Source organism: Rhizobium sp. PK7-22, assembly GCF_056530405.1.
The window spans coordinates 970,425-983,214 of sequence record NZ_CP096514.1 but is presented as its reverse complement, the minus strand read 5'-3'; the positions used below and the strand labels follow the sequence as shown (position 1 = coordinate 983,214).

General features: G+C 63.4%; 9 protein-coding genes. 1 reads left to right on the top strand and 8 read right to left on the bottom strand.

Annotated features, from left to right (window positions below):
* Positions 1 to 93: 93 nt before the first annotated feature.
* The gene (locus tag M1E10_RS09425; protein ID WP_499176094.1) at positions 94 to 1,134 is read left to right on the top strand and encodes a class I SAM-dependent methyltransferase; all 1,041 of its coding nucleotides are present in this window, start codon (positions 94 to 96) and stop codon (positions 1,132 to 1,134) included.
* Between the two features lie 60 nt (positions 1,135 to 1,194).
* On the opposite strand, the gene M1E10_RS09420 is transcribed toward M1E10_RS09425, so the two are convergent.
* From M1E10_RS09420 to M1E10_RS09385, 8 genes are all read right to left on the bottom strand, one after another.
* Positions 1,195 to 3,006: an ABC transporter ATP-binding protein gene (locus M1E10_RS09420; protein WP_499176093.1), complete on the bottom strand. Its 1,812-nt coding sequence runs from the start codon at positions 3,004 to 3,006 to the stop codon at positions 1,195 to 1,197.
* Between the two features lie 5 nt (positions 3,007 to 3,011).
* The gene (locus tag M1E10_RS09415) at positions 3,012 to 4,796 is read right to left on the bottom strand and encodes a gamma-glutamyltransferase family protein (RefSeq protein ID WP_499176092.1); all 1,785 of its coding nucleotides are present in this window, start codon (positions 4,794 to 4,796) and stop codon (positions 3,012 to 3,014) included.
* Between the two features lie 21 nt (positions 4,797 to 4,817).
* A complete protein-coding gene (locus M1E10_RS09410; RefSeq protein ID WP_499176091.1) occupies positions 4,818 to 5,687 on the bottom strand; it encodes an ABC transporter permease in 870 nt (289 codons plus the stop codon).
* Positions 5,684 to 6,631 (bottom strand): ABC transporter permease, encoded by a 948-nt coding sequence (locus tag M1E10_RS09405; protein WP_499176090.1) that lies wholly within the window; start codon positions 6,629 to 6,631, stop codon positions 5,684 to 5,686. The genes M1E10_RS09410 and M1E10_RS09405 overlap by 4 nt, the downstream gene beginning before the upstream one ends.
* Positions 6,632 to 6,687: 56 nt before the next feature.
* Positions 6,688 to 8,196 (bottom strand): ABC transporter substrate-binding protein, encoded by a 1,509-nt coding sequence (locus M1E10_RS09400; RefSeq protein ID WP_499176089.1) that lies wholly within the window; start codon positions 8,194 to 8,196, stop codon positions 6,688 to 6,690.
* An 80-nt stretch (positions 8,197 to 8,276) separates the two neighbouring features.
* The gene (locus M1E10_RS09395) at positions 8,277 to 8,951 is read right to left on the bottom strand and encodes a FadR/GntR family transcriptional regulator (protein WP_499177133.1); all 675 of its coding nucleotides are present in this window, start codon (positions 8,949 to 8,951) and stop codon (positions 8,277 to 8,279) included.
* A gap of 285 nt (positions 8,952 to 9,236) precedes the next feature.
* Complete coding sequence (locus tag M1E10_RS09390) at positions 9,237 to 12,152, bottom strand: PAS domain S-box protein (RefSeq protein WP_499176088.1); 2,916 nt, start codon at positions 12,150 to 12,152, stop codon at positions 9,237 to 9,239.
* Between the two features lie 272 nt (positions 12,153 to 12,424).
* Positions 12,425 to 12,748: a hypothetical protein gene (locus M1E10_RS09385; RefSeq protein WP_499176087.1), complete on the bottom strand. Its 324-nt coding sequence runs from the start codon at positions 12,746 to 12,748 to the stop codon at positions 12,425 to 12,427.
* Positions 12,749 to 12,790: the final 42 nt, after the last annotated feature.

Below are 12,790 nucleotides of genomic sequence, written 5' to 3'. Positions count from 1 at the left end.
TAACCATAACCATCAAATCAGCGGGATTTATGTCCGGTGATCAGTCATGTTTGCAGCGCTGTTAACATCGCCTTAACCCAAGGGCTTAACTCCATGCACCGTATCGCTACACTGGACGGCCACAGCTTGATCACACCAGCGGCAGTCAACCGCGAGGTGTTATCGCCTGCCAACGCAAGGCGTGCCGACGCCGATCGCTCGATCGCCGAGGCGGAAGTCGCTTTGATCCTCAACATCACCGCCCAGCAAATTCAGGAACAGCGCGAGCCGGTCCAGATCATCAGCCGGCTGATCGGTTCGTTGCACGACCTCCGGGACAAGAGCGGTTCTCTCTGGCGAGACTTGATCCCGCTGGTGCAAGCCCATCCGGTGGCCGCCTATTTTCATCAAGACCCGTTCACACGCTGGTCGTTTGAAAAGCCTCGCGGCTATTCCGGAGATGCGCATCTGATCGACTTCATCTACGGCCACCCCAGCACCGCCGACGAACTCGCCCGTGCCACGGCGCTTGGAAAGACCCTTTACGGCTACACGAGCCAGGCTCCGTCCGCCGTTGCCGTGCGCGAACGCCGGGATCTGCTGACCCGATACGTCGACTCCGTGGCTGACGAACGGGGTACAGGGACAGAGATCCTCACGGTCGCCGCAGGACACCTGCGCGAGGCAGATCGCTCCGTGTCGCTGCGTCAGGGCAAAATCCAGCGGTGGGTTGCACTCGACCAGGACCCGCAGAGCGTCGGTGCTACCGTGCGCGACTTTCAGGGCACCGCCGTCGACGCCATCGACGGCTCCGTACGCGGGCTGCTCACGAACGCCTATTCGCTCGGGACCTTCGACCTCATCTATGCAGCAGGCCTCTATGACTATCTCGCGGACAAGGTGGCGATCAGGCTGACGCAGAAGTGCCTTTCGATGCTGAAGCCGAACGGCATCTTCCTGTTTGCCAACTTCTCGACGGAAGTACCCGATGACGGTTACATGGAAACCATCATGAACTGGACCCTGCTGCTGCGCTCACGCGCGGACATGCAGAACATCATCGACGCGAGTCTGGAGGGAGAGCGCGCCGAAAGGCAGATCTTCTTCGGGGAAAACCGCAATATCGTCTACGCGACGATCAAGAAGCCGGCCTGATTGCTACGTTACAGAAGAACGCCCCCCCATCGGGGGGGCGCGCTCGTCTGTTGCGCTGGGTCAGGCCACCTGCACCAGGTGGCCTGCGGAAACCTCGCGGTACTGCCGCATCGGGACCTCGTAACCGACGGGGCGGACGGGGCTCTTCAGCTCATCGTCGGCCAGACCGCGGCGGATGCCCCGGCGCGCCGGATCGGGAACGGGAACGGCGGCGATCAGCTTCTTCGTGTAGTCGTGCTGCGGGTTCTCGAAGACGGCAGCGCGCGGACCGATCTCGACGATCTCGCCCAGATACATGACCGCCACGCGGTGGCTCATCCGCTCCACAACGGCCATGTCATGGCTGATGAACAGGAAGGCGAGGTTGAGGCTCTGCTGCAGGTCGAGAAGCAGGTTGCAAACCTGCGCCTTCACCGAGACGTCGAGGGCCGACACGCTTTCGTCGGCGACGATGACCTTGGGATCGAGCGAGAGCGCACGGGCAATGGCGATGCGCTGGCGCTGGCCACCGGAGAACTCGTGCGGGTAGCGGTTCATCATCGACGCCGAGAGCCCGACCCTTTCGAGAAGATCCGCCGCCTTTTCCTTCGCCTGCTGATGGGTTCCGAGCTTGTGCTTGATGAAGGGTTCCGCGATCGCGGATCCGGCGGTCATGCGGGGATTGAGGCTGGAGAAGGGATCCTGGAAGATCATCTGGACGCTCTTGCGCATATTGCGCATGCCGATCTGGTCGAGCTGCAGGACATTGTAGCCGTCCAGATAGATTTCGCCTTCGGTCGGCTCGACGAGCCGCATGATCGAGCGTCCCGTCGTGGACTTGCCGCAGCCTGATTCACCGACCAACGACAGCGTCTCACCCTGGAAGAGGTCGAAGGACAGATTTTCCACCGCGTGGACGGAGCCTGTCTGGCGCGCGAAGAGGCCGGAGCGGACGGCAAAACGGGTGGTGAGGTTCTTGACCGCCAGGATGGGCGTCTTTCCCTTGCCGACGGTGTCGGCCAGCTCTTCCGGCTCCACGGCTTTGCCGGTTGTGGCATCGACGATCGGGAAACGTGTCGGCCATCTGCGGTCGGCCATCGAGCCGAGCTTCGGGACCGCCGAGAGCAGGGAACGGGTGTAGGGGTGCTGGCCGCGCAGGAAGATGTCTTCCGTCCGCCCCGCCTCCACCTGTTCGCCGCGGTACATGACGATCGTCCTGTCAGCGATCTCCGCCACGACGCCCATGTCGTGGGTGATGAAGAGGACCGACATGCCCTCTTCCTCCTGCAGGACCTTGATGAGGTCGAGGATCTGGCCCTGGATGGTGACGTCGAGCGCGGTGGTGGGTTCGTCCGCGATCAGCAGCTTCGGCCGCGAGGCCAGCGCCATGGCGATCATGACGCGCTGCCGCATGCCGCCGGAAAACTGGTGCGGGTAGTCGTCGAAGCGGGCCTTGCCGTTGGGGATGCGCACCTTTTCCAGAAGACGCGTCGTCTCGGCGCGCGCCTCCTGCTTCGACATGCCCTTGTGGCGCGTCAGGACCTCGGAGATCTGCCGCCCGATCGTGAAGATCGGGTTGAGGCTGGTCATCGGCTCCTGGAAGATCATCGAGACTTCGTTGCCGCGAACGCCACGCATCTCCTTTTCGGAGATCGACAGCAGATCGCGCCCGTTCAACAGGACCTTCCCCTCGATCCGGCTGGTGTCCCCATGCAGAAGCCGCATGATGGACAGGGAGGTGACGCTCTTGCCGGAGCCGCTCTCGCCGACGATGGCCACGGTTTCCCCCTGCATCACGTCGAAAGAAACGTCGCGGACGACGCTCTTCCAGGCACCATCCACCAGGAAGGAGGTCTTCAGGTTTTGGACGGAAAGGATCGGTGCATCTGCCATCGACGTCATCTCCCTATCGCATAGGCCTGCATCAGGCGGGGCGTGGCGGCGGCGCGCAGCAGGCCGTCCGTGTCGCGCCGTGCGGCCGTCAGGCGCCCGACGGTCCAGGCATCGGCGACGGTCACCTTGTGGCCACGGCGGCGCAGCTCGTCGAGGACCACCGTGCCGATGTTGCTTTCGACCATGATCTCGCCCGGGGAGCTCGTGCGCGGATAGAAGGAGCCCGGGAAATGCGAGGTGTGGAAGAGCGGCATGTCGATGGCCGCCTGCAGATTGCTCTTGTGATGGACGTAGCGCAGGAAGAAGGGCAGTTGCCACTGGTCCTGCTGGTCGCCGCCGGGTGTGCCGAAGGCTAGCGTCGGGCGGCCTTCGTGCAGCGCCAGCGATGGCGTCAGCGTCGTGCGCGGACGCTTTCCGGGTTCCAGCGAGGTGGGCAGGCCGGGCTTCAGCCAGAACATCTGGGCACGCGAATTCAGCGCAAAGCCAAGGCCTGGAACGATCGGCGAAGACTGCAGCCATCCGCCGGACGGGGTGGTCGACACCATGTTGCCCCAGCGGTCGATGACATCGATGTGCACGGTATCGCCGCGCTTTTCGGAGAGATGCGACATGGTCGGTTCGTAGACGGTGCCCGTGCCGCTCATCTCGCTCAGCATGGCGAGCGTCAGGTCGTGCTGGTGGTCGTAGCCGGGTACCCTGCCCGGGCGCAGCTTATGAGAGGCTTCGGCGCCGATCAGCTTCCGGCGCTCGTCGTTGTAGCCGTCGGAGAGAAGGTATTCCGTCGGGACCTGCGCAAACTCCGGATCGCCGTAGTAGACCTCGCGGTCTGCGAAAGCGAGCTTCATCGCCTCTACCACCGTGTGCACGAAGTCCGGGCCCGCCGGATCCATGGCGCCGACATCGAAGCCCTTGAGCAGTGCGAGAGACTGCAGCAGCACGGGGCCCTGGCCCCAGGCCGCGGTCTTGGCAACCGTCCAGTCGTGATACTCGTAAGTCTGCGGCGCTTCGATGGTGGCGCGCCAGTTGGCCATGTCGTCGGCGGTCAGCACGCCCTTGTGCTTCGAACCGCTGGCATCCATGACCTCGGCGTCCTGCAGGTAGGTTGCGATCGCTTCCGCGACGAAGCCGCGGTAGAAAGCGTCGCGTGCCGCCTCCACCTGCTCTTCGCGTCCGGATTTTGCCTCCGCCTCGGCAATCACCCGCTTCCAGGTCTCGGCGAGAACCGGATTCCTGAAGTTGCTGAGGGGTTCGGGTGCGGCGCCTCCCGGCAACCAGGTGGCGTAGGAGGTCGGCCATTCCTTCTCGAAGAAGGGGGCCAGACCCTTGATGGTGTTGGAGACGCGCTCGAGGACCGGATGGCCTTGCTCAGCATAGTAGATCGCCGGTTCCAGCACCTCGCGGACGCTCATCGTGCCGTAGTCGCGCAGCATCAGCATCCAGCCGTCGAAGGCGCCGGGGATGACGGTGGAGAGCAGGCCGTCGCCGGGGATGAGCGTCAGGCCTTCTGCGGTATAATGCTCTATGGTGGCGCCGGCCGGTGCGGGACCCTGGGCGCAGATGACCTCGACCTTGTCCTTCTTCTTGGAATAGATGATGGCCGGCATGTCGCCGCCCGGGCCGCAGAGATGCGGCTCGACGATCTGCAGTACGAAGCCTGCGGCAACGGCCGCATCGAAGGCATTGCCGCCCTTTTCGAGGATGCTCATGCCGACCGCAGAGGCGATCCAGTGGGTGGAGGTGAAGACGCCGAAGGTGCCGAGGATCTCGGGTCGCGTGGTGAAGTCAGTCATGTGTCACAGTCCCTGTAAAAGTCATGCCTCGCGCGGATCCAGCGCATCGCGCAGGCCGTCGCCGAGGAGATTGAAGCCGATGACGACGAGGAAGATCGCCACGCCGGGCCACATCGCCATCCATGGCGCCTGGCTCAGGAAGTTCTTGGCGACGTTCAGCATCGATCCCCAGCTGGGTGCCGGCGGCTGCTGGCCGAGCCCGAGAAACGAGAGGCTGGCTTCGGCGATGATGGCGGTCGCAATTGTCAACGTCGCCTGCACGATGATCGGCGCAAAGACGTTGGGCAGGATGTAGCGCAGCATGATGTCGACGTGGCCGAGACCCACCGAGCGCGCGCCTTCGACGTAGTCTTCCGTCTTGACCGCCAGCACCTGGCCGCGCGTCAGCCGCACGAAGATCGGCATGGCCGAGAGGCCGATGGCGATCATGGCGTTCGTCAGGCTGGGGCCGAGGAAAGCTGCGAGGGCAATCGCCGTGATCAGGAAGGGCATGGCGAGCAGCGCTTCGGTGACCCGCGAGATCAATTGGTCCACCCAGCCGCCGAAATACCCTGCAACGAGGCCGAAGGGGACGCCGATGAAGACGGCGATGGCGACCGAGAAGACGCCGGCCATCAAGGACGCCTGCGCGCCCCAGATCATCCGCGAGAGGATGTCGCGGCCAAGGTCGTCGGTGCCGAGCCAGTGTGCCGCCGATGGCGCCTTGCGCAGCGCCGACCAGTCCGTGCCGGCTGGATCGGGAATGGGCAGGAGCGGAGCCGCGGCCGCCAGGATCGCGAAGAAGAGGATGATGCCGAGGCCGACAAGCGCGCCGCGGTTTGCCCGCATCTTGCGCCAGGCGCGGCTTTTCTCGCGCACCGGAGCGGCGATGACTGTTTCGACCACTGTCATAGCGTTGCCCTCAGTCTCGGGTTCAGGAGGACGTAGAGCACGTCGGCGATGAGGTTCATCAGGATGAAGCCGACCGCAGTGCAGAGCACCACGCCCTGGACCACGGCGTAGTCGCGGGTGAAGACGGCATCGACGATCAGCTTGCCGAAGCCCGGGATGGTGAAGATCTGCTCCGTCAGCACGGCACCGGCAAGCAGTTCGCCAAACAGCAGGGCGATCATCGTGACGATCGGCAGAAGCGCATTGCGGAAGGTGTGGCTCATGATCACCTCCCAGGGCGACAGCCCCTTGGCACGCGCCGTGCGAATGTAGTCGGAACTCAGGATGCCGAGCATGGAGGAGCGCGTATGGCGCATGAGCTGTGCCGCCAGCGCCGTGCCCAGCACGAAGGCGGGCATGATCATCGTCTGAATGGAACGGACGGGATCGACGAAGATCGATTCATAGCCCGAGGCCGGCAGCCAGCCGAGGTTCACCGAAACCAGCAGGATCAGCATGATGCCGAGCCAGAAGTTGGGAACGGAGAGGCCCGACAGCGCCACGATATTGGAGAGGTAATCGACCCAGGTGTTTTTCCAGACGGCCGCGAGAATGCCCATCGGAATGCCGATCACCAAAGCGAAGATCATCGCCATCACGGCCAGCTGGATGGTGACCGGCAGCTTGTCGCCGATCAGATCGAGCACCGGCTGGTTGGTGCGGAGCGAAATCCCGAAATCCCCGGTGACGACGCCGCCGAGCCAGGTGAAGTACTGCATGATGACCGGGTCGTTCAGCCGGTACTTCTCCCGCAGGAACTCCAGCGTCGCCGGGTCGCGTTCCTCGCCGGCCATGGCCAGCACGGGGTCGCCCGGCAGGAGCTTCTGCAGCGAGAAGACGAAGATCGAGATGATGATGAGTGTCGGGATCGCGACCAGCAGCCGCTTTCCGATGTAGACAGGCATGGCAGGGCCCTCGCGTCAGGAGTGGCCGCACGGAGGGTCCGTGCGGCCAGAGGACATCAGTCGGGGTTCTTGACGCCGACCAGGCGGATCATGCCGTCCGGAGACGGAGCAAAATCCGTGACACCGTTGTCGATGGCGTAGGCGTAGGGCTGGTGGCCGAGGTAGATGATCGGCATGTCGTCGTTGAGAATGACGCTGACAGCATCGTATTTCTCCTTGCGCACGGCATCGTCGGTCGAGGCGCGGGCTTCGTTCAGGAGTTGGTCGACTTCGGGATTGCAGTATTTGACGTCGTTGATGCCGCCCGCGCAGGTGATGAACTGATGGATGTTGCCATCGGGATCGATACGGCCCGACCAGTCGGAACGGCTCAGCTGGTAGTTGCCAGCCGTCTGCTCGGAGAGGAGCGTCGCGAATTCGGTCGCCCGCAGGCTGACGTTGAAGCCGGCTTCCGCCACCATCGACTGGATGACCTGCATCATCTGGGTCTGGGTGGTGTTGTTGGCGTGCTGCAGTTCAACGTCGAGCGTTTCGTGTCCTGCTTCGGCCATCAGCGCCTTGGCCTTTTCGATGTCGCGCGGCTGGACCGGCAGGTCCTGGTTAAACCAGGGGCTCGTCGGCGGGAACGGCTGGTTGCCGGCCTTGGCTGTGCCTTCGAAGACGATCTGGTTGATGGCCTCGCGGTCGATCGCCAGCGAGAAGGCCTGGCGCAGGCGCTTGTCTTCTCCGAGCGGGTTTTCCGCCCGCGCGCCGTTTCCGACGTTGACGTACATGGCCATGTAGCCGGGGCCGATGACGTCTGCGTAGGTAAGGCTGGAGTCCGCCTTCACAGCTGCTGCGTCCGAGGCCGAGATGCGCTCTGCGATGTCGAGATCACCGGAGCGCAGGTTGGCGAGCCGAACGGTGGTGTCCGGGATCGGCAGGTAGGTCACCTTGTCGAGGAAGACCTGATCCGCGTTCCAGTAATCCTGGAACTTCTCCAGCACGATGCGGTCCTGCTGGATGCGCTCGACGAACTTGAAGGGGCCGGCGCAAACCGGCGCACTGCCGAAGTTGGCGCCCAGCTCCGCTGCGGCCTTCGGAGAAACGATCATGCCGGCGCGGTCGGAAAGCTGCGCCAGCAGGGTCACGTCGGGGCTTTTCAGGGTGAACTTCACCTCGTATTCGCCGGTCGCCTCGACCTTCTCGACGGACGATAGCTCGCTCTTGCGGCGCGATTCCGGCAGCGTCATGTTGCGCTCGATGGTGGCGACCACGGCTTGCGCATTGAACGGCGTGTCGTCGTGGAACTTGACGCCTTCCCGCAGCGTCATGGTCAGTTCCTTGCCGTCTTCCGACCAGTTCCATTCGGTGGCCAGCTGCGGCACGATCTTCATCTCCTGGGAGATGTCGACCAGCTTGTCGCACATGGCGGTGTAGACGATGCGGCCGACGAAGGTTCGCGACTGCGCGGGATCGAGAACGTCGGCGTCGTCCTGGAGGCCGATGCGAAGTTCAGCGGCTGCCGCCGGGAAGGCGATGGCTGTTGCCAGCAGTGCTGCTGTCAGTGTGGTGAGTTTTCTCATGTTCTTTTCCTCTGGCTGTTTTTGGGGACATTCTTGTTCTTGGCCGGTTTTCCGGCTTGGTCCGGCTGCATGAGCCGAAGTCAGGATGCTTGGCTGAGACCGCTATCCTCCGAGTGCTCAAGCGAGGTGGCACGGATGAGACGCTCCTGGAGCATCAGGAGGTGCTGGCGCATGGCCTCGCCTGCACGCGACGGGTCGCGTTCGGCAATGGCGTCGATGATGCCGATGTGCTGGGCGAGCGAAATGTTGACCGTGTTGCTGGCCGCTCGCGCACGCTCCCGCAGAGCCTGCCAGGCCTCATCCTGGCGAACGCGGTTGACGACGTCGAAGATGGTGAGGAACAGCTGGTTGCCGGCGCTCTGGGCGATCTGCCGATGCAGCGCGCCGTCCCAGAGCTCGCGCGCGTCGGCATCCTCGCTGTCGATGATCTTTGCGGCCAGCGCCCGCATCCGTTCGATGTCCTTCGGCTTGGCGCGCAGGGCGGCAAGCTGGGCAAGCTGGGGTTCGATGCGAAGCCGGACCTCCATGATCTCCATCGGATCGGTCACGGCGACGATGGCACCGAAATCACCGCTCAGGCTGTCTGGACGTTCGCCGACAAAGGTTCCAGCACCCTGCTTGCGCCAGATCAGGCCTTCCGACTCCAGGACTTCCAGGGCGCGGCGGACGGCCCGCCGTCCGGTGCCGAGCATTTCCGAGAGCGCCCGTTCGGTCGGCAGCTTTCCGTCCGCGTCGATCTGCCCCTTGCCGAGCATTTCCCGGAGGCGGTGCAGCGCGTAGTTTGCGTTGTCGTGTCCGATCGTCTCCACTGCTGCACCAATTCCTGCACCAATTTTCGATTGGTGCAGTGGATGACAATTATCTCCGGTCGTCAAGCTAAAATTTGGTCACTTATTTTTCTGCTTATTACTTCAGCATTCTCTGCTTGAGCATTGACTGAGAACAGGTCTGAAAGCGCAAGCGTTGCACACCTCCGCCCTCTCCCGTGGTCAACGGGAGGAGGACGAAGGTGTGATTTCAGCGACGCAGCAGGATCGAGGTTAGGCGACGGCGTCCAGAACTTCGCGCAGCTTGCGGGCCACCTGGTCGATGGTGAAGGGCTTCTGCAGGAAGTTGGTGCCCGGATCGACGATGCCGTTGTGGACGACGGCATTGCTGGTGTAGCCGGTCGCGAAGACGACCTTCAGACCCGGCTGCAGTTCGAGCGCCCTGTCGGCGAGCCTGCGGCCGTTCATTTCGGGCATGACGATGTCGGTGAACAGGAGGTCGAAGCGGTGGCCGGCCTCCAGGACCGACAGCGCTTCCGGGCCGCTTGCGGCGTAGGTGACGCTGTAGCCCAGTTCGCGCAGCGTCTCGACGGTAAAGAAGCGGACGCGGTCATCGTCCTCGACGACGAGCACGCGTTCGCCGGTGCCGCGCGGCGCCAGCGGCTCGACGGTGGAAAGCGTGGCCGGAGCGTCCTCGCCGTAGAAGCGGCGCAGGTAGATCTTGACCGTCGTTCCCTGGCCGGGCTCCGAATAGATCTTGATGTGACCGCCCGTCTGCCGCACGAAGCCGAAGACCTGGCTGAGGCCGAGCCCCGTGCCCTTGCCGACGGCCTTGGTGGTGAAGAAGGGATCGAAGGCGCGCTCTATGACCTCGGGCGTCATGCCGGTGCCGGTATCGGTGACCGCGATCAGCACGTATTGGCCGGCGCCGATGTCGTGTTCGCCGGCATAGGCGTCGTCGACATGGGCATTGGCCGTCTCGATCGTCAGCCGGCCGCCATCGGGCATGGCATCGCGGGCGTTGACGGCAAGGTTGAGAATGGCGTTCTCCAGCTGGCTGGCGTCTGCCTGGGTCTTCCAGAGGCCGGCCGCCAGCACCGTCTCGATACGGATATGCTCGCCGAGCGAGCGCACCAGGAGATCGTTCATGCCTGCGATCATGCGGTTGCCATCGACGGATTCCGGCGACAGGGGCTGCTGGCGGGAGAAGGCGAGCAGCCGCTGCGTCAGGGTCGCGGCGCGCTGCGCGCCTTCCGTGGCGCCGACGATCAGGCGTTCGAGATCATGGGTCTCGCCGCGTTTCAGACGCCGTTGCAGGAGGCTCAGGCCGCCGATGATGACGGCGAGGTTGTTGTTGAAGTCATGGGCGATGCCGCCAGTCAGCTGACCGACCGCCTCCATCTTCTGGCTCTGGCGCAGCTGTTCTTCGGAGCGGCGCAGCTCTTCGGTGCGCTGCAGGACCTGCTCTTCGAGCGTCTGGGTCAGATGGCGCAGTTCCGCTTCGGCACGTCGCCGCTCCACGGCCTGGCGGGTCAGTTCGGCGACGTCGCGAATGAAGCGCAGTTCCTCCTCGGTCCATTGCCGAGGCTTTGCGCTGTTGATGAAGAGCAGCGCCACCAGGCCGCTCTGCTCGCGGATCGGGATGTTGACGATGGACCGGGCAGAGACCGCCGCCAGGTTGGCTGCCTTGTCGCGGGTACGCGGATCGCGTTCGGCATCCTCGAAGACCACCGTCTCGCCGCGTTTCAGGTCGTCGACGAAACTGCCATATTGGCGCAGATGTCGCACGCCCTTCAAGCTCTCGACGTTCTCGGCCGTCCAATCCCGGTCGATCAGCACGGTCTCCGCTTCGGTGTCGATGGCCCCGTAGCCGACACGATCAACCTTCAGGGCGTCTCCCAGCATCTGCGAGGCGGCATAGGCAACGTCGCCGGGATCGTCGAGATCGGCCACCTCTTCCTGGAAGGCAACCAGAGCGGAGCGGTGCAGTTCGGCGGTCTTCAGCTCGTGAATGTCGGTGCAGGTGCCGTACCAGCGGAGAATCTCGCCATCGGGACTCCGCACGGCGTTCGCGCGGCCGATCACCCAGCGATACTCGCCGGAGCGGTGCTTCAGCCGGTACTCGATATGATAGGGCTGACCGCTGGACAGCGATTGCCGCCATAATGCCCAGGCACGCTCCTGATCATCGGGATGGAACATGTCGTTCCAGCCCGCACCATCGGTCGTCCCATAAGGAACGCCGGTATATTCGTACCATCGGTCATTGTAGAAATCATGGAAACCGTCGGGGCGAGTTGCCCAGATCATCTGATCGACCGAGTGCGTGATCGCTCTGAGATTTGCCTCGCTCTGGCGCAACTTTTGTTCGATCTCGAAACGGTCGTCGATGTCGATGACGGAGCCGATATAACCGACGAAAACGCCATCCGATGTGAATCTCGGCTCAGCCGCATCGATTGCCCACCGGTAGACACCATCGGCACGGCGCAGGCGGTATTCAAGACGAAAGGGCTGCTTGCTGGCCAGCGCCTCAAGGAAAACGTTGCCGGCGCGCTCCTTATCGTCCGGATGCGTCGCCTCCAGCCAGCCGTAGCCTTCGGCCTCCTCGGCCGTCTGGCCGGTGAATTCGTACCAGCGGGAGTTGAGATAGGTGCAGTAGCCGGTCTTGTCGACCACCCACATCATTACCGGGGCACTATCGGCCATGTTGCGAAACCGGAGCTCGCTCTCCCGGAGCCGCTGCTCGTAGGCGGTGCGCTCAGTGGTCTCGTTGACGATGCAGAGAACGCCTGCAACCTCACCCGTCTCCCCCGGAACGGGTGAAAAGGAAATGTCGAAGGTGACGTTTTCAGGATGACCATGGCGCTCGATGTAGAAGGGTCGGTCCTTCATGGAGACCGGTTCGCCAGTCTTCAGAACCTGATCCAGGAGAGGCTCCAGGCCCTGCCAGAGTTCCTTCCAGTGGAGAGAAGCGGGCTGACCGAAGGCCTGTGGATGCTTATTCCCGATCGTCGCCGCGTAAGCATCATTGTAGAGGGCGATAAAATCGGGCCCCCAGAACAGGATGACCTGCAGCGGCGCCTGCAGAATTGTCGCAACCAGGGTTTGCATGCCGGCCGACCAGCTGGAAGGGATGCCGAGCGGAGACGTAGGCTCCAGGCCATTCAGCAGTTCAAGCGCTTTCAACACTGACTCTTTCGACGAAATCCGGCATGGATACTGTGGACAACGCTCGACGACCTGCAATACGCCGTCCCGGTTCCAGCCCCACCTTCCGCCTGTACAGCTGCGAATTAGTGGCTGGTCGTCGCAAACCCAAAGCGTTAAGCGGCCATCTTATGGCGTAACTTTAGCGTAGCTGCAAGAAGCGTCTCGCTCCCACGGCAGGATAGGGTCCTGGCAGGAAACAAAAAACCGCCCGCCGAGGCGGACGGTCTCATCGGATGAACAGGGCGCCGTTAGCCGCCGTTGCCAGCCGGTGCGGCTGGAGCAGCCGGTGCTGCAGGAGCGGCATCGATCGCCGGTGCAGCAGGCGCTGCCGAGGCCGGCGCGTCATTGGTGACGGCAGGCGAATCGGTAGCGGACGTCGTTGCCGGATCAGTACCAATGTCGCCGCCCATGTTGCTCCAGACGAACGCGGCAATCAGCACCACCGCCAAGACGGCCACCCAAGGCATCCAGGACGAGCTGCGGCTGCGTGCATCGACGTGGTTGACTACCCCCGGCCGGGGATCGTTTGGCGAGCGAGGGCCGGTACGCGTATCATTCGGATCGTAGGTCATAGGTACTTCCTCCGTTAAACCTGCAATGGAAACGGATACTCA

What these genes read in the sequence shown, in the direction of transcription:
- M1E10_RS09410 (WP_499176091.1), bottom strand. Translation starts at nt 5,687, where the DNA reads ATGACAGTGGTCGAAACAGTCATCGCCGCTCCGGTGCGCGAGAAAAGC.
- M1E10_RS09420 (WP_499176093.1), bottom strand. Translation starts at nt 3,006, where the DNA reads ATGGCAGATGCACCGATCCTTTCCGTCCAAAACCTGAAGACCTCCTTC.
- M1E10_RS09425 (WP_499176094.1), top strand. Translation starts at nt 94, where the DNA reads ATGCACCGTATCGCTACACTGGACGGCCACAGCTTGATCACACCAGCG.
- M1E10_RS09395 (WP_499177133.1), bottom strand. Translation starts at nt 8,951, where the DNA reads ATGCTCGGCAAGGGGCAGATCGACGCGGACGGAAAGCTGCCGACCGAA.
- M1E10_RS09405 (WP_499176090.1), bottom strand. Translation starts at nt 6,631, where the DNA reads ATGCCTGTCTACATCGGAAAGCGGCTGCTGGTCGCGATCCCGACACTC.
- M1E10_RS09400 (WP_499176089.1), bottom strand. Translation starts at nt 8,196, where the DNA reads ATGAGAAAACTCACCACACTGACAGCAGCACTGCTGGCAACAGCCATC.
- M1E10_RS09415 (WP_499176092.1), bottom strand. Translation starts at nt 4,796, where the DNA reads ATGACTGACTTCACCACGCGACCCGAGATCCTCGGCACCTTCGGCGTC.
- M1E10_RS09385 (WP_499176087.1), bottom strand. Translation starts at nt 12,748, where the DNA reads ATGACCTACGATCCGAATGATACGCGTACCGGCCCTCGCTCGCCAAAC.